Source organism: Hungatella sp. SL.1.14, from assembly GCF_024460495.1.
Classification (GTDB): Bacteria; Bacillota; Clostridia; order Lachnospirales; family Lachnospiraceae; genus Hungatella; species Hungatella hathewayi.
Window position 1 is genome coordinate 1 of sequence record NZ_JANFYJ010000033.1, and the last position, 24,574, is coordinate 24,574.

Below are 24,574 nucleotides of genomic sequence, written 5' to 3' on the forward strand. Positions count from 1 at the left end.
GCGTCAAGGTAAAGCATGCGTAAGCTTACACGTTTTATGAGATGGGAATTTCCGTGAAACGAAAGGTCCTTTTCTCATGTCATGCGCTTCCTCATCAATATTCATAAAGAAGGCATGCCGTGAACTCACCACGCATGCCTTCTTCTCTATTCCCGCATATCTCACCCTGCAACTCCTACTGCACCCATACGCCGGACGCATCCAGCGTGTATCCATCCGGAGTCACCGTATTCTTCATCATCACACCATCGGCCCCTAAGTAAAACCACTGGCCGTCGGTTTCCACCCAGCAGCTGGAAGCCATCGCCCCGCTGGACTTGAAATAATACCATGCATCGTTGGAGTAATGGCGCCAGCCTGTAGCCATGACACCGTCGGAGTCGAACCAGTAATCCGCGCCGTCTATGGTCATCCATTCGTTGGCGGCCCGGTTTCCATCACTCTTTACAAAGTACCACTTTTCTCCCTCCTGCTGCCATTTTGCAGTCTGTGATCCCCCGCTTTTCAGCGCAAACCCGTAGTCCAGCAGAGCCGACGTATCTGTATACTGTGTTGACTTGCTCTTCATAATCACAGCGATCAGCCTTACGCCATCCCGTTCTGCACATGTCACTAGGGTATTCCCAGCCAGGGAGGTATATCCGGTCTTTCCGCCGATGACGCCCTGATAGTACCTGGAATCATTGGGATAAAGCATCTTGTGCCCCAGGGATATCGTGCGGGCCGCCGCCTTCTGTGTCGCCGGAATCTGGTAGCTTAAGGTCGAAGCGACCTTGCATACCGTGGCATTCTGAAATGCCGCCCGCGCGATCAGTGCCATATCATGAGGCGTCGTATAGTGGTTGGAATCATTAAGCCCGTTTGGATTAACGAAATTTGTGTTCGTACAGCCCAGTTCTTTTGCTCTGGCATTCATCATATCTGCAAACGCGCTGATACTGCCCGCCGTATGTTCCGCCAGACCATTGGCCACCTCGTTTGCAGACTTTAGCAGGAGACCGTAAAGGCACTGGCGTACCGTCAGCTTGTCCCCTTCCACCAGTCCCAGTGTCACAGCACCGGATTCCAGGTTCGTGACCGCCGTTTTGGAAAATGTGACCGTGTCGTCAAGGCTGCACTTCTCTGCTACCAGAAGAGCCGTCATCAGCTTTGTGATGCTGGCCGGATAATACTTCGTCTCCGCATTCTTTGAGTAGAGCAGATTCCCCGTGGCTGCATCCATGAGCACTGCTCCCTGAGCCTGTATCTCTGGCTGCTTTACCGTATTCACCACACTGCCGCCGGTTCCGCTTCCCTGGGAAGCCCCTGGCCCAGCGGAAGTTCCAGGCCCTGCCGAAGTTCCCGAACCTGCCGCAGCTCCCGGTCCCGCAGAGGTTCCCTGACTGTTCTGGCTGTTACCGCCGCCCGGCCCTGCTGTCTCCGGTCCCGAAGTCTGAGTATTCGCTCCCTCTCCTATAGGCGGAACGATGGGTATATCTCCAAAAGCCGGAACTGAAGCCAGAAGGCTTAAGCTGATTGCAATGCTCCATATTCTGTTAAAGCGTTTTATCATGTCTGTTTCTCCCCGTGTCATCCTGTAATCTGTCGTATTTCCATAAACAGTATAGCACAGAATTGCCTGGACACGGCTTAAAATTTTCTTACAATGAGAGCGTAAGAGGTTCTTTCTCGGCCCCGCTCCCAAAGCCGAGAAAGAACCTCTTATGCCCGGCCTGTCATTTTTTGCTTTCCGCCCTGCGGGAATTTTTCCACATGGCCCACAGAACGCTTGCCACACAAATAGAGGAGAAACAGCCGCTTACAAGCCCAAACAGCAGCGGCAGGGAGAATTCAAAAATGGACTGAATTCCGAAATGCCACGATGCAATCACCAGAATCAGCACGCTGATACACGTCGTAAGCGATGTGTGCAGCGACCGTCCAAGGCTCTGGGATACGCTGGTATCCACCAGTTCATCGATACTGCTGCACTTGTGAAGATTCATATTCTCTCTGATGCGGTCATAGATTACGATCGTATCGTTGATGGAATAGCCGATGATGGTCAGCACCACGGCCACAAATGCATCGTTCAGCGGAATTGCGAAGACTAAAAACGCGCACAGCACGATCAGCACATCGTGAATTAGCGCAATTACCGCAGATACTCCCGCAGAAAGGCCCGAAAGGATGGAAAACCGGATCCAGACATACACCGTTATCAGCACTGCGGCCAGAACCATGGCAATCACAGCGTTATGGAGTGTTTTCTGTCCCATATACGGCTGAACCGCATACGTCTCCGACAGGGCAGCCGTAAAGCCATCCTGATAGCTGTTTAAGATCTGTGTCACATATTCCTGGCTCTCCGGGCTGATTCCCTCCTGCCCTGCAAAAGTCAGGACCATAAACTGCTTTCCAAGGCCGTCCTCTTTTGTCAGACGGACATTTACATTTCTTCCGGTCTCACCGGATATCTTAGCTGCAACGGCGTCAGAATTTACGTCAGCCGCTCCCTCGATTTCGTATTTTAAGGTCGTTCCGCCTGTAAACTGGGTATCCAGGCTCACGCCGTTCTTCACAAATCCCACTGCACCTGCCAGGAGCATGCAGATGGAGATGGCGAACCATATGTATTTCCGTTTCATAATCGGATAAATCTTCTGATTCTTCTTCACCTTATACCACTTTAAATCGCGGAACTTTCCTTCCCGGATTATGGAAAGAAGCACCGTTCTGGAGAACCAGACGCCTACAACCAGATTGATGATCAGCCCCACCAGAAGCGTGTATCCGAAGCTCAGCATCGTGCCGGAACCGAAGAACATCAGAATCACCGCTACAATGGCACTCGTTAAGTTTCCATCCAGTACGGAGGAAAATGCCCTCTTGTATCCCCGTTTGACCGCTTCGGTCAGTGAAGCACCGCTGCCCAGTTCCTCGCCAATCCGTTCGCTGATGATAATGTTGGCATCCACCGCCATTCCTATGGTCAGTATGATGCCGGCAATACCGGGCAGCGTCAGCGTATACTGCGGAATCGAGATCGCCAGCAGCTGTATGGAGGTTTGAAGAACCAGACCGAAGCAGGCCACCAGTCCAGGCAGACGATACATGGCAATCATGAAAATGCAGATGCAAATGAACGCCAGCACACCGGAAAATATCATAATGTTCAACGCATTGGAGCCCAGACTGGGGCTGATGGTGCTGAAGTTTTTCGTCTCCATGGCATACGGCAGGGCTCCCGCGTTGATCTTGTCCGATAAATTCTTTGCGGCTGCATACGTCTCCATGCCGTTAATCACGGCATTTCCTCCCGTAATCTTATCCTGTACCACCGGATTGGAGATCAGCTCCTCATCCATGTAGATTCCCATACGGCGGCCCACCAGTTTACCGGTGGCGTCAGCGAATTTATCCGCGCCTTCTTTCGTAAACTGCAGTTCCACCTCGTATTTTTTCATTCCTGTCTGGTCCGAATACTCGACAGGCCGGCTTGTGGAAACGTCTCTTCCCTCCAGCATGACAGTGCCGTTCTCATCCCGGAAGGTTAAATTGGCCATGTCTCCCAGCTCTGCGATGGCAGCCTCAGGTTTAAAATCCTTTTCATCAGATTTCCACGGAAAACGGACGATCACATACCCCTTTTCATTATCCGTTGTGACCTCGCGGTCCGTGATATTCTTATCATCCAGTCTCGTCTCGATGATGTTCCTGGCCGCTTCAATCTCATTGGGCGCAGGGTTCCGGTCTAAGCCTACAGGCTCAAATACGGCCTCGACTCCGCCCCGGATATCGATACCAAATCTCATGTCCCCCGCGCCCTTAATGTCTTTTCCAAGGCCGAAGCATGCGGTATAAACCGCAAGGATGACGATTACCGTCAGGATTCCAAGTGTTTTCTTTCCCGGTTTCATAGTGCTCTCCTTTTCGTCTCATCGTAGTCTTCTTATCGTCATTCATTATAGACTGTTATGAGAGAAAATGGTGCTAAGAAACCATTAAGATTTTCCCCGGTTCCTCCACCACCGCTCTTCCTCCAGTTCATTCCGGATCTCCTGGATAAACAGAATCAGAATAATAACGGATATGGAACCCATAATTCCCATCAGAATTTTCACTGACACATCACCTCTTTACAATTTCATAATATTTTTTAGAAGTAACCCCGTAGATCACCCCGTAAAAGACAGCAAACACCAGTACCGCAGCAGCCGTAGATGCGGCAAACAGGCCGACATTGCGAAGATTCAGCAGGGCCAGAAGCCTTGCAATCATCGGAAATGCGAAGCAGATATGGACGGCGGCCGTAACCAGCGGCAGAAAGAACATGGTGAGCACCTGGGAACGGACAGCCGCCTTGATCTCACGGGCAGAAAGGCCCACATTCTGCATGATTTCATACCGTTTCCTGTCCTCGTATCCCTCAGAAATCTGTTTGTAATAGATGATAAGAACGGTCGCCATGATAAACAGCGTCCCCAGAAACAGTCCGACGAAAAACAGTCCCCCGTACAATGAGAAAAAGGAGCCCCGTTCCATCGCCGCAGATTCCAGGCGGTATGCCGCACCCAGCCCGCTTAACTGCTCCTCCAGAATCTGGTACAGCCGTTCGGACCCTTCCCTGCCATCCCCGGCGTCAAAAGCCACATAGTAAATTGGGCTGGATTTCGCATCGCCGTACGCCTCGGCCTGCTGTTTCTCGATCGCCTTCAGCTGGGAAAAATCAGGAAGGACAATATGAAGACTTCCAACAGAACCCATGGCATCCATTCCGTCCTCCACCGCCTGCCCTTTCTTTCCAACGACTTCATACTGTTTCCCAAAAATGGAAAATGTCTCCCGATCATAGCGCATTCCATCCGAAAGCACCATCACCTGATTCTCATCCAGCCCCACATTCTGTCCTGTGATCCGGTTATAGTCATCCAGAGTCATAAAAAAGAGGTAGTCCAGACTGCTGTAGTCCGCCAGGTTTTCCTCTCTCACCTCATAGCCGTCCCCCGTCTCCACTGCAGCAAAGCTGACGTATCGGTAGCTGATCAGCTCTTTTGCGGTCTCTCCTGCCTCCTTTAAGGCGTTCTCCACAATCCGGTCGGTCTTCGCAGCCGTTTCATCCGAATAATCGCGTACCGTCACCACAAAATCCCGTTTAAACCGGTTCCTCATCACGTCATCCAGGCCTGCATAAAGGGAAATTGTGGACGAGATCATGACTAAAACCGCGGTGGACAGAAGGCAGATTACTGACAGGCCTGCCGCATTCTGCTTCATCCGGTATATCATTCCTGAAACAGAAATAAAATGGCGAGTCTGATAATAGTATCCCTTATTCTTTTTCAGCAGTTTTAAAAGTGTAATGCTGCCTGCCATAAATAAGAGGCAGGTACCGGCAATGACGAACATCACTGCGATGAAAAAAGCGATAATCAGCATTGCTGACCGTTCCGTCGAAATGGCGATCCAGTAGCCCGCCGCCAGTGAAACCATGCCGCAAACCGCAAACAGCCACGGCGCCTTCGGTTCCCTCTCTCCGGTCTGCTTTCCTGCAAGCATCTCCACCGGCCTCGCCTTTGCAACCTGCCATATATTATAGAAGAGAATGAACAGAAATATGACGCCAAAGAGCTTTGCGCACGAGAACGCCGCGCCTGGTACAAAGCTGAAGTCCCAGCTGATATCCAGCTTCATCAGACGGTACAACAGCAGCGCAAAGACCCGGTACAGCAAAAAGCCGAGTGCAACACCGGCAACCAGGCTGACGGCCGCTGTAATCAGCGTCTCAAGAGCCATAATCCGCGCCAGATGTTTCTTTCCCATCCCCAGAACCTGAAACAGCCCGAATTCCTGCTTTCTCCGTTTCACCAGAAAGCTGTTGGTATAGATCAGAAACAGGAATGAAAACACAGCCATGACCACGCAGCCCAGCAGCAGAATAAAGACCATGGATCCGCCGCCCTGCATATGGGCAAAGCCGGGATTCACCGTCAGGGATGAGATGATATAGTACATCATCACGGAGCCGATGCAGGTCAGGAGCCAAGGAATCGTGACAGCCGAATTCTTCTTTAAATTCTGAACGGCCAGCCTCGTATAAAACAGCTTACTCATCACGGCCACCTCCCGCCTCTAATACGGCAAGAGTATCTGATATGCGCTGGTACATCTTCTCTTCTGTCATTTCCCCGCGGTAAAGCTGATGGAACACCTCTCCATCCTTAATGAACAGCACCCGTTTTGCATGGCTGGCCGCCTTGACACTGTGGGTTACCATGAGGATAGTCTGTCCCTCCCGGTTGATCCCCTCGAACAGATCCAGAAGCTGGTCGGATGACCGTGAATCCAGCGCGCCGGTAGGCTCATCCGCCAGAATGATTGCCGGGTCCATCACCAGAGCCCTGGCCACCGCCGCTCTCTGCTTCTGGCCTCCCGAGACCTCGTACGGATACTTCTTCATGAGTTCCCGAATTCCCAGCTTACCCACGACAGCATCCGCTTTCTTTTTCATTTCCCCGTAGCTCTTCTTTGCCAGAACCATGGGCAGATAGATGTTATCTTCCAGGGAAAATGTATCCAGCAGATTAAAATCCTGAAATACGAACCCCAGATGATCCCGGCGAAACGCAGCCAGTTCTCCTTCCGGAATCGTTTTCATATCCCTTCCGTTTAAAAGGACAGTGCCTCCGGAGGGCCTGTCGAGAGCGGCTAAAATATTTAAGAGGGTGGTTTTTCCCGATCCTGACTCTCCCATGATCGCAACGTATTCCTCCGGTTCCACCGTAAAGCTGACCCCATTTAATGCGTTTATCTGATTTCCTCCGAACCGGGTGGTATAAACCTTTTTTAATTGATTTACTTCAAGCAATGGCATAATGCTGCCTCCTTTCCTTCTGTATGTTTCAGTATAACAGACGGGAAAGACCGGCTGCCATCGAAGAGCCTTACATTTTTTCACAGTATCCTTACAAAAATGTAAGGGAAGCTTAAAGACTCCGGCCACATTCCGGTGGTATACTGAAATCAGATACAGATGGTTCTCTACTGAAAGGAGGTCTTGCCATGTACAGCAGTTTTGAACAGCGCGCACGCCAGCGGGGCATCGATACCATTCACGAATTTGAAACCACGCATGGGCGCCCCGGCAAGTCCCGCACGCCCATCTCCGGATATAACCCGAAAAAAGCTATGAAACAGGCGGAAAAAGCGTATTTAGAATCCATGGGAATTCCTAAAAAATCCCTGTTTCAGCGGCTGAAAGAGTATTTTCACGCGTAGGCTTTACCACGTTATACAGGATCCGTTCTTTCACATGCCAGTTTCCCGCGGTCCGGCCACACCAGATGCATTCCTCCATGCCGGACCGCATCTCTTATTTTCCTGACTCATTTCTGAGACATGCTTCATCGTTCTTTATTCCGGCGTAAATTTCGTCATATCCAGCCGCAGCTTCACCTTCGTTCCCACTCCGGGCTGCGATTCGATCACCATCTCATGGGCCAGACGCGTCATTACCTTTTTACACAGATAGAGCCCGATTCCCGATGATCCCTGATTCACGCGGCCATTACAGCCCGTATAGCCTTTCTCAAACACCCTTGGGATATCCTCGGGCGCAATTCCCCTGCCTGTATCTTCCACGATCAGCGTCCGCAGCTCTCCTCCATTCTCAGTCTCACGTTCCTCTTCCAGACGGATGGTGATTCTGCCGCGCTCCGTATACTTTAACGCATTGGAGAGAAGCTGTTCTATGACAAATAACAGCCATTTTTCGTCGGTTCGCACCAAGCAGACAGCGGGTCTGTAATCTAGCGCGGTCTTTTTCCTGATAAACACAGGGGCGTACTTATGAATCGCCTTTTTTACAATGGAGTCCAGCTGATATTCCCGGATAACCAGATCGGCGGAAGGGCTGTCCGCCCGCAAATACTGGAGAACCATTTCGACATACTGTTCAATCTTAAAAAGTTCTGTGGAAAGCCGGCCATGATCCGGCCCCTCCCCGGTCTGAAGGATGAGATTCATGGCCGCAATCGGTGTCTTGACCTGATGGACCCACATGGTGTAATAGTCCTTCATCTCCGTCCGTTTCTCCTCTTCCTCCTGAAGCAGCCGTTCTCTCTCCTCATAAGAGGAGACGAGAAGCTTCCGGTACAGAAGCTCCGCCTGGTCCGAGGCGGGTGCAGCAAACTCCGAGGATCCCGTCTTCCAGGCCAGCATCCGCTCTAAGTCCCGGCATTTCCTGCAGTAACTGTAAAAACTCCGGACAGCCAGCCCCAGCCCCGGCACGGCACTCAATATGCAGGCGTAAAGCACCGCCTCCACAGGAAGACGATACAGCCAGAATACTGACGCGCACAGAATTCCGCCGCAGACGCATGCTGCGATTACCACCCTGCATCGTTTTAAATAGGTGCGTACCAGAGGCAGTTTTTCTCTTCCGTTCATTTGACCATATACCCTGTGCCTTTCTTCGTGACGATGAAATCCGTAAGGCCCGCTCCATCCAGCTTTCTCCGAAGCCGGTTCACATTGACGGTCAGCGTATTGTCATCCACATAGCTGTCCGTCTCCCACAGCCGCGTCATCACCTCTTCCCTGGTGACGGTCCGCCCGGCCTGCTCCATGAGGAGTTTAAGAATCCTGAATTCGTTCCTGGTCAGTTCCACCTTCTCCTCCTGATAGGTCAGAGTGGCGTCGTTAACGTTTAAGACCGCTCCTCCGTGACTGATTAAATGGTGATTCCCCGCAAAATCATACGTTCGCCGGAGCATGGCCTGGACCTTGGCCGTCATCACATTCAAATCAAACGGCTTCGCAATAAAATCATCGCCGCCCATGGAAACCGCCATAATGATATTCATGTTGTCGGACGCCGAGGACAGGAATATTACCGGCACATTGGAAAGCTTCCGGATCTCCCCGCACCAGTAACAGCCGTTATAGTAAGGCAGCAGGATATCCATCAGAACCAGGTGCGGCTCAAAGGCTGCAAATTCTTCCAGCACATGTTTCAAATCGTTTACACAGACCGCCTCATATCCCCATTCCTGCAGATGCCTCTGTACGGTTCTGCCAATCACCTCATCATCCTCTACAATCAGTATCTTATACATTGGCTTCCCCCTTTTCTCTTTCGCCACCTATTCTACCAGTCATTTCTTAATTTTTTCTTTAAATATTTCAAAAGCTTTGCTAAGGAACTCCTCTGTCTGAAAGCGTATGGATTTTTAATGGAAATGTAAAGAAGTCTGAATCCGGAGGTGATATACTGAATATAAGAAGAAAGGGGGATTTAACCATGATTACCATATTTAACCGCAAAGAACTGTACTCCGGTTTTTCCATGGTGGAATGTTCCCGCATTGGACGGATTCTGAAATCGAACAACATCCCTTATACCATAAAGGATTGCGATTTGAATCCGATCAGGCCGGGGTTCTGCCGTCTGACCGCCCCTATGCTGCAGACGAAGCCCATAATAGAATATTCATTATATGTGAATAAACAGGATTATGAAGAAGCCCAGTTTCTGCTTATGTGTGAAGAAAGCAGCGTCTGACACTTTACATATAAAAGCCGGGAAACCAAAGTATGATCCTTTGATTTCCCGGCTTTCTCTGCATCCTTATTCCAGCTGCTCGCGGTACTCCTTCTGCATCTCTTCCAGCCGGTCCAGCGCCGCGTTTAAAATATAGGCGTGGTCAAAAGCCAGCGCCTCCGTATCGGTTACATCGATTGCAGGCAGCAGTTCTGCATGGGTATCCTTCTTCCACATAAGTCCCATGTGGGTATAACCTTCCGTAATCCGGTATCCGATGAAAATATGGCGTTCTTCATTCTCCACAGTCAGGGCGTATGTCGCGCCGTCTGCCAGATCGGACAGTTTCTTTTTCTTTACCTGAAACCATACGGCTTCCTTTGCATCGTCTCCTGCGACCGGATTCAATTCGTCCTTCGGCACCACCGCCATATAGGATACGGAAATAATCCGTGTCCGGGGATCACGTTTTACATTCCCCCACGTATAGAGCTGTTCCAGGCAGATCCCGGTGATCCCGGTCTCTTCCTCCAGTTCCCTGGCCGCAGCTTCCTCCAGCGATTCATCCATATTCACGAATCCGCCGGGAATGGCCCACTGGCCGATGCATGGATGGTTCCGCCTGCGGATCAGCAGAAGTTCCGGCTCCTCTTCCTCCGCCTCCGGATCGACTGCAAAAATCAGCATATCCACAGTCACCGATGGACGCTCATAATTTCCGGGCCTGTACTGTGCTAAAAACTCTTTCTCGGTCAGCCCATCTTCATTCTTCAGTTCCATAGGAATTCCTCCTCCCCGGTCCCTGCGGCCCGGCTTTAAAAAATAACAGAATTAAGCGCTCCCAAAACGCCCACACTGGCCAGTCCCATAATGACTCCGGCAAGCAGTACACCTCCCATTACCGCGAGGATACTGGATTTGAAGTCGATATCGAGAAGACTTGCCGCCAGCGTACCGGTCCATGCGCCTGTACCCGGAAGCGGGATTCCCACGAACAGTAACAGCGCGACAAACAGGCCTCTGCCCGCCTTCGCCTGCAGCTTCTCGCCGCCATGTTTCCCTTTTTCCAGACACCACGTAAAAAATCCGCCGATCACGGGCTTGTCCGCTCCCCATTCCAATACCTTTCTGGCAAATAAATAGATGATCGGAACCGGGAGCATGTTTCCGATGATGGCGATGATATACGACTCTAAAAGAGGCAGGCCCATCACCTGGGAATAAGGAATGGCGCCGCGAAGCTCAATGAGCGGTACCATGGAGATTAAAAAAACCAATATATAACTTTGTAACATCCTGATATTCCTTTCCTATAAAAAGTCTGCCATTATACTATACACAAAGTTCGGGATCGTTACAACCTTTTTAGAAAAAGATAATAAATTTATGCAGAAAATTAATACGGGAAACTGCTGTTTCTGCAGTTTCCCGTGTCTGATCAGTACCCCAGTTTCGGCAGAATATTTTTCGGATAATCCAAAAACAGCATATCCGCCTTGTCATCCAGATAGTTGCGGTTCGGATGGATAATCACCAGCCACCGCCCGGTAAAATACTTTACATAGTTTCCAAAGACCTCGGAATCCAGCGTTGTCCCCAGGAGAAGAAGGACTTCCGCCTTCGAGATCTCGTTGGAGGTCTTCGTCATCCGGCGGCTGTCCACCATCTCCCCAAACAGGGACACCTGGGGGCGGACAGGAATACCGCATTTGTCACAGAGAAGAATCTTTTTTGCATCCCGCACCTGCTCCATGGTATAGTCCTTTCCACAGTGCGGACATTTATTCTCATAGATCGTCCCGTGAAGATTTATCACATTTTTACAGCCGGCTCTCTGGGCCTTTGCATAGATATTACTGGTAATGAGACACTGCAGCTTCCCCGCCCGTTCCATTGCAGCCAGTGCCGGACCGGATGCCGTGTCCTCCGGCGGATTATCCAGCATCTCTTTCTTATAAAACTCAAAGAAAAACTCGGGACGCGTATTATAGAAGGCGCTGGAAAAGATCTCTTCCGCAGAATATCCATACTTCGTCTCGATATCATAGGCTTTATCCGGATTCTTTACACCTATAAAACCGCCTTCCTCCATCATACCAGAGCCGCAGATGGCCACCGTGTATCTGCTCTCATCAAGAATTTCCCTCAGTTTTGAAATCTTTCCTTCCATAATAAAACCTCCCTTCAAAGCTTTTGATTCCGCTTTATTTTATGGTACTATTATACTATGAAATAACAGTATTTTCCATGATATATTCCATTTATTTACTCTTTTTTCTGTTTGATCTTTATTCGTATATTAAATTCTTCTTTTTATTTATAATTGCACAGCGCATTCTGCAGAAAAGCAAAAATACCGGTCTCCAAAGGGGGATTCGCCCTTATATCAGGAAATCGGTATTTTCATATTGATGCTTCCATATCCTGCACCGGCTGCCCGGCGCTTTACATTGGTTTTCTCTTCGTATTCGGGCCCATGCCCTCCCGGCGGGAATTATGGGTCTGATTCTGGTTTTCCGGCTTTACCTTCTCGGTAATACTGTTGAATAGTTCGTTTGATTTCTTCTGTGCCAGTTTTTCCTGCTTGTCTTTGTCCATATTGATCACCTCACGGATAGTATGGTCCGGACTTGAGTTTTGTACTCATGGATCAGGCAATGGGAGCTTAATCTTTCATAATAAAAATCTTAACATTTCGTGAATCCCCTTGTACTCTCCAAACGGGTGTGATATAATCCACGGAAGTTGGTAATATATATCAGTAATATCAGAATCTGACAACTCACACCTAACAACAGAAGGGGTTAATCTTTTATGAAAAATCTGCTTCATAAGTACAGGCACGCATGGATTTTATGCTATGCTTTCATCTATATTCCATGGTTCGTATATTTGGAGAAGACGGTGACAAGCAACTATCACATCATGCACGTCAGGCTCGATGATTTTATTCCGTTTAATGAATACTTCATTATTCCTTACATGCTCTGGTTCGCCTATGTGGCGGGCGCAGTCCTTTATCTTTTTTTTACAGACGTGAAAGGCTACTACAGGCTTTGCACCATGCTGTTCACCGGAATGACCATCAGCCTGCTGGTATGCACCATCTTCCCGAACGGAACGGATTTCCGTCCGGTGGTGAACCCGGATAAGAATATCTGCTCCGCCATCGTTGCGTGGCTCTATTCCACCGACACGTGCACGAATGTCTTTCCAAGCATTCATGTATACAACTCTGTCTGCGTTCATATCGCAGTCAGCCACAGTGAAGTTCTTAAGAAGTTTAAGTCCGTTCAGATCGGTTCCTTTATTTTAATGGTTTCCATCTGTCTGGCTACAGTCTTCTTAAAGCAGCATTCTGCTTTCGACGGACTGGGAGCCGTGGTGATGGCATACGTCATGTTCCAGTTTATCTACACAGACGGTTACGTCACCAGCCGAAAGAAAGTCACACAGAAAGCAATCAGCTGACACCAGACAAACCGGCACTCAGGCGTCAGCCGCACGGGTACCTGAACTGCAGAAGATGAAAAAGAGCCTCCAGTCGATTGAATCGGCTGGAGGCTCTTTTTCAGTTTCCTCTTCCTGCTGCGTCGTACATCATTTCGCATATCAGTTAAATCCGAAGAATTTCTGTGTAATCTTGTATCCTGCAATGGAAAACTTTCGGCCGCTCTTTCCCGGAAGGTTCGTTCCCTGTCCCAGAAATCCCCATCTCAGCCGGAGATACAGAGCCAGATTCAGTTTGCGCAGATACTGCCACAATTCCTTTTTCTTCTCCATATTTTCCTCTGTCCCGGACTTGATGGCCAGTATGGAAGAAACCGTCATCATAATCTCGAGATAACGCACCATATAATGGCGGAGCTTACGCTTCTTTAATTTTGTGACATCGCAGTAGCCAAGCATCAGCTTCGTCACGCGTATCTGCTGGTCGATTCGTCCGATCATAACCTCCTCGTTTACGGACTGGTCTTCTCTTCCGATGAAATAGCGGTAGAAATTGACATTTAAGTAATACATGGTCTTTACGTGAGGAAGCGGCTGGTATACGAAAATATTATCCACATAGAACGTGTGCTTGGGAAGCTCTAAACCGCATTCCCGCAGAAGCTCGGTACGGTAAATGACGGAATGCATCAGAATATACTGGCCCAGCATGAAGACCTTTACATCATCCCAGGTAAACAGTTCGTTCTGCGGAAGCGCCGTCCGGTAATTCATGACCTTTTTCCGCTTTGCTCCCTGTTTCTCATAGACAAAGTTGCTGATCAGCATGTCCAGCGTCTCCTCGCCGCATACGAACCGGCGAAGTGTGGAGAGAATCTCCTGATAGGCCGCCTCATCCACCCAGTCGTCACTGTCCACTACTTTATAATAAATACCGGCGGCATTGCGAAGCCCTGCATTTACTGCCTCGCCGTGTCCGCCGTTTTCCTGGTGGATGGCCCGGCAGATGCCCGGATACTTTCTTTCATATTCATCTGCGATCTCTGCCGTACGGTCCTTTGTGGAGCCGTCGTCAACAATCAGTATCTCCACCTCGTCGCCTCCCGGCAGAAGCGATTCGATACAGTGCCTCATATAGGCCTCTGAATTATAGCACGGAATTGCAATGGATAATAACTTCACACTTCTTCCTCCTTTATATTCGTCTTACGTTCTATTCTGATCAAACAAAAAACCGAGAGAACTGCTGCCAGAACCAGGGCGGTGCCAAACACAAAACGGTCCGTCTTCTCTGTCAGAATCTCCAGACCTGTATTTACAGCAATGATGGATGTCATATTCGCCGCCGCATGAAAGAGCCATGGAGCGGCCAGCGTCTGGAAGCGCTCGTAAAGCCATGCCAGTACCAGTCCAAGGAGAAACGCGTAGACTCCCTGAAGCAGATTGCCATGGTAAAGTCCAAACAGTACGGCCGATATCAGAGCGGCCGGCCAGAATGGCATCCGGTCTCTCAGGGGAGCAAACATCAGCCCCCGGAATATCATCTCCTCTGCCGCAGGGATCAAGACCCCAGGACCGAGAATCTGAATCAGTAACGGAGGTGAGTAAAAGGTATCCCTGACCGCTTCAAAACCGGACGACAGCTCCGGCAGCGGAGTTAAACTAATGATATTATTGACAGATATGCATGTTCCAATTCCCAAAAGAATTATGACGGGAAGGCAGCCCCGAAATCGAAACGGCATGGGCGGAATCACTCCCCGCCTGGCCTGATCGGACCGGTATGGCCAGTAACAGAGTACCGGAAACGTAACCACAGCCCCCAGCAGAGTGCACGTCACTGCCTGTAACGGCAGGATCAGTGCGATAACTCCTGTTACCAGACTGTAAAACACAAGCGGAAGAATCAGGTACAGAATCACCATGAACTTCGAACCTCTCTTTACCTATATTAATATGAACATTATATCATCTCTTTGCAATATATCCAGCCCCCAATTTCTAAATTATTCCTTAGTATTTCCTGATTTTTCTCGTGCAAAGGCGTGGAAACCAGGATAAACTTATAAACTTACAAAATTATAAAAAGTAGTTTTCGTCAATAACTTCAGCCGGGATTTCGGTGTTTTCGTTCCGCCAGGGAGCCGGGGCCGGAGCGCTTCCCCCAGTTTCGGCGATTTTTGCAGGACGTCGGCAGCGCTTAGGTAGGAAGGGTGCAAAAACAAGGGGAAAAATCTGACCTCAAAGGCAGATTTTTAGAGGACCTGAATCGAGAAGTCCTTCAGGAGTTCTCGATGAATGTCATCGGTACCCTTGTTTTTGTATCCTTCCGGCCTTAGAGATGCCCCGGCCGAAACCATGAGCCGAAACTGGGGGAAGCGCTCCGGCCCCGGCTCCCTGGCGGAACGAAAACGCCGAAATCTCTCTCAGTCTCATGAGGAACCACAATTCTTAATAATTTTGTAAGTTTACAAGTTTATTCTGCGTGGAAATAAGAACTGATTGCTTTTTCTCTTTCCAGATAATATAATATCCTTATACTTTTTTGATTAAATTACATCGAACTGAGAGGTAACTGATATGGCAAAGAAACGTATTGTTATGGCATTGGGTCACAATGCCCTGGGAACAAATCTTCCGGAACAGAAAAAAGCGGTGACCGAAACAGCGAAAGTAATCGCAGATTTTATCCAGGCCGGATGGCAGGTTGCTTTAACCCACAGCAACGCCCCGCAGGTCGGCATGATTCACACGGCTATGAACGAATTCGGAAAACAGCATGACGGTTACACCTCTGCTCCCATGTCCGTCTGCTCAGCCATGAGCCAGGGCTATATCGGATATGATTTACAGAATGGAATCCGCGCCGAACTGGTAAAACGCGGTATCTATAAACCGGTAGCCACAATCCTAACCCAGATGATGGTAGATCCCTACGATGACTCCTTCTACACTCCCATGAAGCCGGTTGGCCGTTTTATGACAGCCGGGGAGGCAAAGGAAGAGGAAGAAAAAGGAAATTACGTGGAAGAAATCCCGGGAAAGGGCTTCCGCAGAGTCATCGCCTCCCCGAAGCCTGTCTCAATCGTGGAGATTGACGTTATTAAGGCAGTCATGGATGCGGATCAGATCGTCATCGCCTGCGGCGGCGGCGGAATTCCGGTTATGGAACAGGGCTATAATTTAAAGGGCGCCAGTGCAGTCATTGAAAAAGACAGGGCGGCCGGACTTCTGGCCAAGGAGATCGACGCCGATGTCCTCATGATCTTAACCAGTGTGGACAACGTCACCATTGATTACGGCACACCACAGGAGAGGCCGATTTCCCATATGAGCATCGAAGAGGCGGAGAGCTATATCAACGAAGGTCAGTTTGAATTTGCCTCCATGCTTCCGAAGATCGAAGCTTCCGTAGACTTTGTCACACACGGCAAAGGCCGCTGCGCTATCATTACTTCTCTTTCCAAAGCGAAAGCGAGTCTGGCAGGCAAAGCCGGCACGACAATCGAATAACCGCAGACCCGCTGCATGAAGAATCTTCTTCACGCAGCGGGTTTTCTGTCCGAACCACAGGAAAAAGGCAGCAAAGCTGCCGTGTCACTCTCTATGTGATATACAGGTTTAGAATGGGGATTAAAAACTATGAAGGTTGATTATCATATGCATACGCTGTGTTCCGACGGAATCTACGAAGTGGAAACCGTCGTTGACATGGCGGTAAACAACGGAATTCTTGCCATGGCGGTCACAGACCATGATACGCTGGCGGGTATAGGACGGGCCAGGCAGCGCTGCCAGGGCCGTGTCCGTTACATGACAGGAACGGAGCTTACATGTGCGGAGCGGCCCTGGGGTTCTCTACCCGTGCCGCAGTCCATTCATCTGCTCGGATACGGGTTTGATGAAAATGACGAGACTCTGTGTGCACTGCTCTCCAGCCGGAAGGAACGGACTGAAACCGTCTACCGGGATCTGGCAGAGGCGGTAACCGCTTCAGGCTGCCCGCTCCGTATCCCCGACGTCCCCAAAAGCTGCGGAAACGTACTTCAGCTTCGTGATGTCATGGCTCACGTCAGGAAAACATTTCCCTCGGTAAGCGAGGAGACCATACGGCTGATTGATTCCTTCTCAAAAAACCTGACGGAGGCCAACATCACCGTGGAGGACGGCATTGCCGCCATCCACCACGCTGGCGGAAAGGCAGTTTGGGCTCACCCCTATCACAGCTACCACCTTTTTCAGAAGCAAACGCTTCAGGCAGATGAGGTATCTGTCATGCTGAACGAACTGGTACGCATGGGGCTTGACGGTCTGGAGACCGAGTATCCCGCGTTCTCCCTCCCGGAGAAAAGTTTTCTAAACGGACTCGCGGCTGACTATCAATTATTTACCACGGCTGGCAGCGATTTTCACGGTTCCGCAAGCAGAAACCGGATGGGGATGGAGACAGCTCAAAACTCCTTTTTCTTATAGATCCGAACGCTGATAAAGTACGAGAGGACCATCATGATCACGGTTCCCAGAGCACCAGCAGCGATGGCGATGGCCGCTGTCCCCTCACTCACCGTGAAGCCGCTGCCATACGCTGACGCAAAAGCCACGAACAGGAAGACTGCCGCTGCGATTAATACGCTGGGAATCAGCCTGGCCTTCTCTACTCCCAGCCAGTATGTGAGCGGGATTGAGAACGAATTATAAAAAAACGAGATTACAATACCGGTCAGCCAGTTCATCAGCAGCTCTAAGAGAAATTCCGGTCCCATTGCCATCCCCTTGACGGCGGCTGCGGCAGCCACCACGGCCACTGCGATCAGTCCGAAAAAGGTGGAAATGCAGACTGCGTAAAAATACTTTTCCAACACCATTTTCCAGCGCGGAACCGGTAAGGTCAGCACATACGTCTCCCACTTTGTCTGCCTGTCATAAGAAAACAGATTCAGCACATTGATGCCTGCTACCATGATAAACATGGGAATCAGGAACATTCCCGTCTTCCTGCCGCCCAGAAAGACGAGGGACCATACTACCAGAATAAACAGCATGGATTTTATACTCTGCCGCAAAATATAGTAATCCTTGATCAGCAGTCCTTTCATTTTCTATCCCTCCTCACAGAATACAGCATGATTTCCTCGATGTTCGTCCGGTCTGTCACAATCTCCGGATATCTTCTCTTCACATATTCTCTCCCCCTGATCAGCGCTTCCACCCCATAGGGATTCTTCCTGACTCCCACGACATGGACATCGGTCAGGCCGGCCAGTTCCTCTTCCCCGCATCGGAGAATTCCCATATCCTCCAGAAGCTGATCCTTTTCCTCCGAAAACAGAATGCTTCCGTTATGAATCATGGTAACGTAATCCGCCACCTTGTCAAGGTCGCTCGTAATGTGGGAAGCGATCAGCACGGAATGTTCCCCGTCTTCGATAAACTCAAAGAAGAGATCGAGAATCTCATCCCGTGCAACCGGATCTAAGCCGCTGGTCGCTTCATCCAGAATCAAAAGCTTCGGATGATGGCTCAGAGCCGCCGCAATCGCCAGCTTCATGGCCATTCCTCTTGAATATTCCTTCACCTTTTTCTTCTCTGGAAGAGCAAATCTGGACAGATACGAGGAGAACAGCTCCTCATCCCAGTTTTTATAAACTCTTTTCATAATTCCGGAGATCTGAACGGCACTTAGGAAATCGTGAAACTGGCTCTCGCCGAAGACCACGCCGATCTCCTCTTTGACCTCCTGTTCCCGTTCCCTGATATCCATTCCCAGAATCTCCACGTCGCCTGCGTCACGCTTAACAATATCCAGCATGGCCTTAATCGTCGTCGTTTTTCCAGATCCGTTCTCCCCGATCAGTCCCATGATGCTTCCCATGGGAATATCCAGGCTGATGTTATTCAAAGAAAAATCCGGATACTGCTTGCTTAAATTCTTTATTCTGACTGCATATTCCATCATGATTCCCTCACTCTCCGTCATAAAGCATCTTTAAAACCTCACACAGCTCCTCATAGGAAATGCCGCTTCTCCTGGCGATCTCCGCGGCTTTCGTCAAATGCTCTTCCGCCATCCTTAAATTCCCCTCCCGGATTACCTCCGTATTTCTTGCCGCCACGAAGCTGCCTTTTCCGGTTATCGTCTCGATAAACCCTTCCTGCTCCAGATCGTTATACGCCCTTTTTGTCGTAATGACACTGATTCGCAAATCCTTTGCCAGGGTTCTCATACTCGGCAGGGCATCCCCCGCCATCAGCTGCCCGCTGATAATCATATTCTGTATCTGTGATGTAATCTGTTCATATATCGGTTTCCCGCTGGAATTGCTGATGATGATATTCACTGCACCGCCTCCATAATTTGCGTCTGTAACTGTATCTACCGTAATTAATGTATATACTTTATATATACACTATACCATCTTTTCTCATATCTGTCAACATCCATTTCCCACAGTACAAGTCCAAAGCCCTGCAGAAATAAAACTGCAAAAAACGAATAGAGACAGACCGTCCTTCAATATATTAAACCAAACGGACTCAGGTGATGCTATGGATATGAATAAGAAAAAACAACTCTTCCGTCTTGTAAAGGTGCTGCTTTTATTTGCCCTGGCCTTTATGGCCGGTCGTTTCGGCGCCATGATGACGGATGGAAAGCAGGCGGTTGAAACTGCGGCTGACGGGAACTGGGGATTAAGCTTCCAGCAGGAAGGGCAGCCCCCCGTGGCCAATGCCACCGCCGATTACCTAAAGAAATTCAACGCATATTATGCGGAAAACACACCGGAAAAAGTGCTCTATTTGACATTTGACGCAGGCTATGAAAACGGCAACACCGCGGCAATTCTGGACGCGTTAAAAAAGCACAATGCCCCGGCCACCTTCTTTGTGGTTGGAAACTACATAGAAACCGCACCGGATCTTGTAAAACGCATGGTAGCGGAGGGCCATATCGTAGGCAATCACACGTACCACCACCCCGATATGTCAAAAATCTCGTCAAAAGAGGCATTTGAGAAAGAACTGGGAGATTTGGAGAAATTATTTACTGAGACGACAGGGCAGACCATGAAAAAATACTACCGGCCGCCTCAGGGAAAATATAGCGAGACGAATCTGCAGATGGCAAAAGACATGGGATACAGCACATTTTTCTGGAGCCTGGCCTATGTAGACTGGTACCAGGATAAACAGCCCTCCAAGGAGGAGGCTTTTAAAAAGCTTCTGGGACGTATCCACCCCGGCGCCGTCGTACTCCTGCACAGCACCTCCAGCACCAATGCCCAGATCCTTGATGAGCTTCTGACGAAATGGGAGGAGATGGGATACACATTTAAGTCCCTGGATCAGCTGGTAACAAAGTAGGAGGGGGGATTTGTGGAGGGGGGTACGCGGACGTTAAGTGAGGCAGTTGAGGAAAAGGGAGCGCGGGCGGCAGGGAGGGCAGGACTCAGGGATCTGGCGGGGGTGGGACTAAGGGCGGACAGCTGTCTCCGCAGGGGTCCCGGACTATTCGACCGAACTCTTGATGAGTTCGCTCTCAGAGTCCGCAAAACCGCGTCCTGTAAACGCGGTTTTGCCCCTGCTCCGACAACTGTCCGCCCTAAGTCCCACCGACCACCATATCATTCGCCCTGCCCTCCCTGCCGCCCGCACTCCCTTTTCCGGCCAGGTTACGAAACGTCCGCTGCTTAACGGCTCCACAAAGAGTGGCAGAAAAAAGTAGTGACAGTCCGGTGTATCGTAAAGATTAAAGATTAAAAATTAAAAAGGGGTTGCTTTTCCTCAGCTCGGCCAGCCCCAGCCTCATAGCCTGTAAAGAGGAGACGGGAGTCCGGGGAGGCGGAGGCTGGGGCGGTTTCGTTTTCTGAGGTTCGCAGGAAGTTAAGTGGAAAGGCGGGAAAAAGGGGTGGTGAAATCAGGCCTCAAAGCCTGATTTCAAGTGGACACGGAGGCGAAGTCCTTCAGGAGTTCGGCGGAGTTTGCGCGGTCCGCCCCTTTTTTCCGTCTTTCCGCTTTACTTCCTGCCACCGAAGAAACGGGAAACCGGCTCAGCCTCCGCCGCCCCGGACTCCCGTCTCCTCTTTACAGGCTATGAGGCGTACCCCTCACCCATTTTCCCCCGCAATCCACTTCTGATACCACTCAGCCGAATCCTTCAGCACGCGCCTCTGTGTAGCATAATCCACATAAACCAGCCCAAACCGGTCCTTATACCCTTCCGCCCATTCGAAATTATCCAGTAAAGACCAGTAAAAATAACCGCGGATATCTGTGCCGTCTTCTCTGGCTTTCAGAAGGCTTTCTATATATCTGTCCATAAAATCAATTCTTGACGCATCGTGCACCCTCCCGTCACGGCTGACCATATCGTGACAGGCCATCCCATTTTCGGTGATATAAATCGGCTTTCCATAACGTTCATACAGGAACTTTGGCCCCCAGTATAAGCTCTCCGGCGTCACCGGCCATCCCATGGCGGTAGTCTCATATCCCGCGGGCCGTTCCAGGACCATCGGCCTTCCGTCTGCTCCGGCTTTGACCCGGTAGCCATTATAGATATTCTGACCGTAGAAGTCGAGAGGCTGATGCATCAGTTCCAGATCACCAGGACGGATATCCGGCAGATATTCCTCATACCGTTTCACCCCGTCTTCCGGATACCTGCCCAGCATGACCGGATCGCTCCACCAGCTGACGTTCCAGCTCCAGCCGCCGGCATCCTCCGGGCAGGCAAAGTAACGCGCTCTCGCCGCTTCGATGTCCTCCTGACTCCGACTGGCAGGAGCGCTTACGGTTGAGGTTGGCGCATAACCGATCATGATCGGTCTCTTTGCGGCCGCGCGCATGGCCTGTACCGCTTTGCCGTGGGCCATCATTACATGGTGCGCCATGAGAAAACCATCATGCAGCGGATTCTTCAGCCCCGGAGCGTGCTCACCGGTGACGTGACCCATCCCGATAAAACACTGCGGCTCATTAAACGTAATAAAGTATCTTACCCGGTCCGAAAAGCGCTCCGTCACAAGGCGCGCATACTCCGCAAACCAGTTCACGGAGTCCGGATTCATCCAGCCGCCCCTCTGATACAGCGCATAGGGATAATCCCAGTGGAACAGCGTAATGTAAGGCTCAATGCCATTCATTATCAGTTCGTCGATCAGACGATTGTAAAATGCAATCCCTTCCTCATTGACGGTTCCCTGGCCCTGCGGCAGAATTCTGGCCCAGCTGATGGAGAACCGATACGCCGAAATACCGATCTGTTTCATAATACTGATATCTTCCCGGTAGCGATGGTAGTGATCACAGGCCACATCTCCGGTATGGCCTCCGAATATCTTTCCGGGCTGTCGGCAATAGATATCCCAGATATTCAGGCCCTTTCCGTCTTCCTCCGCAGCGCCTTCAATCTGATACGCAGATGTAGCCGCTCCCCATATCATCTTTTCCTCCACAGACTCACACTCCTCTCCGGCATACCACGGCAACCGGCTCCGGTGCTCCCAGCTGCCTGCTCCGCTTATCCGGCTGGCTCGTTCCAATGCTGAACTCATAGACCGTAGCATTTTCCACGTACTGGCCTTCGGAATTAACACACTCATACGTATGGCTTCCCAATTCCAGCTCAACCCGTTTTACTTCCCCCGGCTCCAGCTCGATGCGCTTAAAACCACACAGGCTCCAGTGATCCACACGATCGGGCGAATCCGCCGGATTCACATAGACTTCAATCACTTCCCGTGCACAGTAGTCTCCCGTATTCCGAACGGTTACAGATGCTTTTTTCCCTTCTACTGCTCCGTCAGACAATTCCACCCTTCCATAGGTTAATCCAAAACCAAACGGATAAAGGGGCTCTTCTTTGATGTACCGGTACGTTCTGCCTGCCATGGAATAGTCCTCAAACTCCGGGAGCGCAGACAGGTCCTTATAAAATGTCACCGGCAGCTTTCCACCGGGAGTGCTCCTGCCAAAGATCAGCCGCGCAAATGCCGTGCCGCCTTCCGCTCCCGGGTACCATGCCTGAATCACCGCTCCTGCTTTTTCCTGTGCCAGTGATAAATCTACGGCACTTCCCGTCATATTGCATACAATCACCGGTTTGTCCAGAGCCAGTATTTCTTCCATCAGCCTGCGCTGGGAAGCCGGAAGTTCAAGTCCTTCTTTATCTCCGGAGGAATAGCTGTTTCCGGTATCGCCCTCCTCTCCCTCCAGTGTTTCATCCAGTCCCACGCAGAGTATGACCACATCGCTGTGTCTTGCTGCGATTCTCGCCTCTGACAGCCGGTCTCCGGGAAGTCCCAGATGCTCCACCCGGTCTTTGTAGAGATGGCAGCCCTGGGCATACAGCACAGTGGTTCCTTCCCCTGCCTCATGCTGAATTCCTTCCAGAATCGTCGTATAGTGGGATGAGGTGCCATGATAATTACCAATGAGAGCGATCCGGCTGTTCGCATTAGGGCCAATCACCGCGATCTTTTTGACAGAGTCCGGGTTGATAGGCAGAATCCCGTCGTTTTTCAATAATACCATGCTCTTCTCCGCCGCTTCCACGGCCAGCCTGCGGTGTTCTTCACATTCCACCGCCTCGTACGGGATCGCATCATACTCCGTTGTCTCCCCCAGTCCGAGTAAATAACGGGTTGTAAACAGCCTAACAACGGCTTGTTTTATCTCTTCCTCCGAAATCATCCCTTTTTCATACGCCTTCAGCACGTATAAATAGGTATTTCCACAATTTAAATCACAGCCCTTAGAGACAGCCAGCGCCGCCGACTCCTCCGCATTATCGGTCACCATATGGCTCTGGTGAAAATCACGGATTGCCCAGCAGTCCGATACAAAATGGCCCTCAAAGCCCCATTTTCCGCGAAGAATCTCTTCCATCAGCAGTGTGCTGGCACAGCATGGCTCTCCCTCGTAGCAGTTGTAAGCACCCATGACGGACTCTACTCCGCCTTCCTTCACGCAGGCCTCAAAGGCCGGCAGATACGTTTCCCACAAATCGCGTTTCGTTGAGGTGGCATTAAACTCATGGCGCACTGCCTCCGGTCCGGAATGCACGGCAAAATGTTTGGCGCAGGCGGCTATTTTCAAATGCTCTCCCTCTCCCTGAAGGCCCTTTACAAAGGCAACTCCCAGGCGGGAAGTCAGATACGGGTCCTCCCCGTAGGTCTCATGGCCCCTGCCCCATCTCGGATCCCGGAAGATGTTCACATTCGGCGTCCAGTAGGTCAGCCCTTTGTAGATATCCCCGTCGCCTTCCTTCTGAAATTCGTTGTATTTCGCCCTGCCTTCGGTTGACACGGTATCTGCCACACTTCCAATCAACGCCTCGTCAAACATGGCGGCAAGCCCGATGGCCTGCGGAAACACGGTGGCGGTACCGCCTCTGGCTACGCCGTGCAGCCCTTCATTCCACCAGTTGTAAGCCGGTATCTGCAGCCTCGGTATCGCCGGCGCATCGTAACGCATCTGGGAGGCCATTTCCTCCACAGTCATCTGCTCCACCAGTTCCATTGCTTTCTGCCTTGCTGTTTGTCTGTCCATAAGTTCCTCCAAATAATCTTTATTTCATGTCTTTATCTGTAATTTTTCTTTTCA

The 24,574-nt window shown here is 50.4% G+C and carries 24 protein-coding genes; 6 read left to right on the forward strand and 18 right to left on the reverse strand.

Annotated elements, in window-relative coordinates:
* Nucleotides 1–175: 175 nt before the first annotated feature.
* The 5 genes from NE473_RS26155 to NE473_RS26175 form a co-directional block, all read right to left on the reverse strand.
* Entirely contained in the window at nucleotides 176–1,552 is a 1,377-nt protein-coding gene (locus tag NE473_RS26155; RefSeq protein WP_022031154.1) for a serine hydrolase, read from the reverse strand.
* A gap of 163 nt (nucleotides 1,553–1,715) precedes the next feature.
* Nucleotides 1,716–3,899, reverse strand: a complete 2,184-nt coding sequence (locus NE473_RS26160; RefSeq protein ID WP_022031153.1) for a protein translocase subunit SecDF — start codon at nucleotides 3,897–3,899, stop codon at nucleotides 1,716–1,718.
* Nucleotides 3,900–3,983: 84 nt separating this feature from the next.
* A complete protein-coding gene (locus NE473_RS26165) occupies nucleotides 3,984–4,109 on the reverse strand; it encodes a hypothetical protein (protein WP_256154526.1) in 126 nt (41 codons plus the stop codon).
* 1 nt (nucleotide 4,110) lies between these two features.
* On the reverse strand, nucleotides 4,111–6,093 hold the full coding sequence (locus tag NE473_RS26170) for an FtsX-like permease family protein (RefSeq protein ID WP_256265434.1): 1,983 nt from the start codon (nucleotides 6,091–6,093) through the stop codon (nucleotides 4,111–4,113).
* Nucleotides 6,086–6,853 (reverse strand): ABC transporter ATP-binding protein, encoded by a 768-nt coding sequence (locus NE473_RS26175; protein ID WP_055651001.1) that lies wholly within the window; start codon nucleotides 6,851–6,853, stop codon nucleotides 6,086–6,088. Before NE473_RS26175 ends, NE473_RS26170 begins: the two co-directional genes overlap by 8 nt.
* Before the next feature lie 188 nt (nucleotides 6,854–7,041).
* Here NE473_RS26175 and NE473_RS26180 point away from each other — a divergent pair, with 188 nt between their 5' ends.
* Nucleotides 7,042–7,257 (forward strand): hypothetical protein, encoded by a 216-nt coding sequence (locus NE473_RS26180; RefSeq protein WP_022031150.1) that lies wholly within the window; start codon nucleotides 7,042–7,044, stop codon nucleotides 7,255–7,257.
* A gap of 135 nt (nucleotides 7,258–7,392) precedes the next feature.
* Here NE473_RS26180 and NE473_RS26185 read toward each other — a convergent pair whose 3' ends face one another.
* Nucleotides 7,393–8,427: a sensor histidine kinase gene (locus tag NE473_RS26185; RefSeq protein WP_055651002.1), complete on the reverse strand. Its 1,035-nt coding sequence runs from the start codon at nucleotides 8,425–8,427 to the stop codon at nucleotides 7,393–7,395.
* Nucleotides 8,424–9,095 carry a response regulator transcription factor gene (locus NE473_RS26190; RefSeq protein WP_055651003.1) on the reverse strand — a complete coding sequence of 224 codons (672 nt, stop codon included), beginning with the start codon at nucleotides 9,093–9,095 and terminating at the stop codon, nucleotides 8,424–8,426. The genes NE473_RS26185 and NE473_RS26190 overlap by 4 nt, the downstream gene beginning before the upstream one ends.
* A gap of 185 nt (nucleotides 9,096–9,280) precedes the next feature.
* On the opposite strand from NE473_RS26190, the gene NE473_RS26195 reads away from it, so the two are divergent.
* Nucleotides 9,281–9,541 (forward strand): putative signal transducing protein, encoded by a 261-nt coding sequence (locus NE473_RS26195; protein WP_055651004.1) that lies wholly within the window; start codon nucleotides 9,281–9,283, stop codon nucleotides 9,539–9,541.
* A 66-nt stretch (nucleotides 9,542–9,607) separates the two neighbouring features.
* Here NE473_RS26195 and NE473_RS26200 read toward each other — a convergent pair whose 3' ends face one another.
* From NE473_RS26200 to NE473_RS26215, 4 genes are all read right to left on the reverse strand, one after another.
* Entirely contained in the window at nucleotides 9,608–10,300 is a 693-nt protein-coding gene (locus NE473_RS26200; protein ID WP_022031145.1) for an NUDIX domain-containing protein, read from the reverse strand.
* 35 nt (nucleotides 10,301–10,335) lie between these two features.
* On the reverse strand, nucleotides 10,336–10,815 hold the full coding sequence (locus NE473_RS26205; RefSeq protein WP_022031144.1) for a COG2426 family protein: 480 nt from the start codon (nucleotides 10,813–10,815) through the stop codon (nucleotides 10,336–10,338).
* A 143-nt stretch (nucleotides 10,816–10,958) separates the two neighbouring features.
* Nucleotides 10,959–11,690 carry an SIR2 family NAD-dependent protein deacylase gene (locus NE473_RS26210; RefSeq protein WP_006776667.1) on the reverse strand — a complete coding sequence of 244 codons (732 nt, stop codon included), beginning with the start codon at nucleotides 11,688–11,690 and terminating at the stop codon, nucleotides 10,959–10,961.
* 275 nt (nucleotides 11,691–11,965) lie between these two features.
* Entirely contained in the window at nucleotides 11,966–12,118 is a 153-nt protein-coding gene (locus NE473_RS26215; RefSeq protein WP_172682278.1) for a hypothetical protein, read from the reverse strand.
* Nucleotides 12,119–12,334: 216 nt separating this feature from the next.
* On the opposite strand from NE473_RS26215, the gene NE473_RS26220 reads away from it, so the two are divergent.
* Nucleotides 12,335–12,991: a phosphatase PAP2 family protein gene (locus NE473_RS26220; RefSeq protein WP_006776670.1), complete on the forward strand. Its 657-nt coding sequence runs from the start codon at nucleotides 12,335–12,337 to the stop codon at nucleotides 12,989–12,991.
* A gap of 141 nt (nucleotides 12,992–13,132) precedes the next feature.
* Here the strand turns inward: NE473_RS26220 and NE473_RS26225 are convergent, their stop codons facing one another.
* Together NE473_RS26225 and NE473_RS26230 are read right to left on the reverse strand one after the other, a co-directional pair.
* Nucleotides 13,133–14,152, reverse strand: coding sequence for a glycosyltransferase family 2 protein (locus NE473_RS26225; RefSeq protein ID WP_055651005.1), 1,020 nt, complete (start codon nucleotides 14,150–14,152; stop codon nucleotides 13,133–13,135).
* On the reverse strand, nucleotides 14,149–14,895 hold the full coding sequence (locus NE473_RS26230; RefSeq protein WP_055651006.1) for a CPBP family intramembrane glutamic endopeptidase: 747 nt from the start codon (nucleotides 14,893–14,895) through the stop codon (nucleotides 14,149–14,151). The genes NE473_RS26225 and NE473_RS26230 overlap by 4 nt, the downstream gene beginning before the upstream one ends.
* Nucleotides 14,896–15,550: 655 nt before the next feature.
* On the opposite strand from NE473_RS26230, the gene arcC reads away from it, so the two are divergent.
* Together arcC and NE473_RS26240 are read left to right on the forward strand one after the other, a co-directional pair.
* Nucleotides 15,551–16,483, forward strand: coding sequence for a carbamate kinase (gene arcC, locus NE473_RS26235; protein ID WP_006776674.1), 933 nt, complete (start codon nucleotides 15,551–15,553; stop codon nucleotides 16,481–16,483).
* A gap of 129 nt (nucleotides 16,484–16,612) precedes the next feature.
* Nucleotides 16,613–17,443 (forward strand): PHP domain-containing protein, encoded by an 831-nt coding sequence (locus NE473_RS26240; RefSeq protein ID WP_006776676.1) that lies wholly within the window; start codon nucleotides 16,613–16,615, stop codon nucleotides 17,441–17,443.
* Here the strand turns inward: NE473_RS26240 and NE473_RS26245 are convergent.
* Genes NE473_RS26245 through NE473_RS26255 form a run of 3 tightly spaced genes read right to left on the reverse strand, consistent with a single transcriptional unit; the run spans nucleotide 17,422 to nucleotide 19,308 of the window.
* Complete coding sequence (locus tag NE473_RS26245) at nucleotides 17,422–18,066, reverse strand: ABC-2 transporter permease (RefSeq protein ID WP_006776677.1); 645 nt, start codon at nucleotides 18,064–18,066, stop codon at nucleotides 17,422–17,424. The two genes, NE473_RS26240 and NE473_RS26245, sit on opposite strands and share 22 nt — an antisense overlap.
* Nucleotides 18,063–18,947, reverse strand: coding sequence for an ABC transporter ATP-binding protein (locus tag NE473_RS26250; RefSeq protein WP_432762481.1), 885 nt, complete (start codon nucleotides 18,945–18,947; stop codon nucleotides 18,063–18,065). The genes NE473_RS26245 and NE473_RS26250 overlap by 4 nt, the downstream gene beginning before the upstream one ends.
* Nucleotides 18,934–19,308 carry a GntR family transcriptional regulator gene (locus NE473_RS26255; protein ID WP_022031325.1) on the reverse strand — a complete coding sequence of 125 codons (375 nt, stop codon included), beginning with the start codon at nucleotides 19,306–19,308 and terminating at the stop codon, nucleotides 18,934–18,936. The genes NE473_RS26250 and NE473_RS26255 overlap by 14 nt, the downstream gene beginning before the upstream one ends.
* A gap of 214 nt (nucleotides 19,309–19,522) precedes the next feature.
* On the opposite strand from NE473_RS26255, the gene pdaA reads away from it, so the two are divergent.
* On the forward strand, nucleotides 19,523–20,332 hold the full coding sequence (gene pdaA, locus NE473_RS26260) for a delta-lactam-biosynthetic de-N-acetylase (protein ID WP_055651034.1): 810 nt from the start codon (nucleotides 19,523–19,525) through the stop codon (nucleotides 20,330–20,332).
* 743 nt (nucleotides 20,333–21,075) lie between these two features.
* Here pdaA and NE473_RS26265 read toward each other — a convergent pair.
* Both NE473_RS26265 and NE473_RS26270 read right to left on the reverse strand, forming a co-directional pair.
* The gene (locus tag NE473_RS26265) at nucleotides 21,076–22,413 is read right to left on the reverse strand and encodes a GH1 family beta-glucosidase (protein WP_055651035.1); all 1,338 of its coding nucleotides are present in this window, start codon (nucleotides 22,411–22,413) and stop codon (nucleotides 21,076–21,078) included.
* 16 nt (nucleotides 22,414–22,429) lie between these two features.
* Nucleotides 22,430–24,520: a glycoside hydrolase family 3 C-terminal domain-containing protein gene (locus NE473_RS26270; protein ID WP_055651007.1), complete on the reverse strand. Its 2,091-nt coding sequence runs from the start codon at nucleotides 24,518–24,520 to the stop codon at nucleotides 22,430–22,432.
* Nucleotides 24,521–24,574 lie beyond the last annotated feature (54 nt).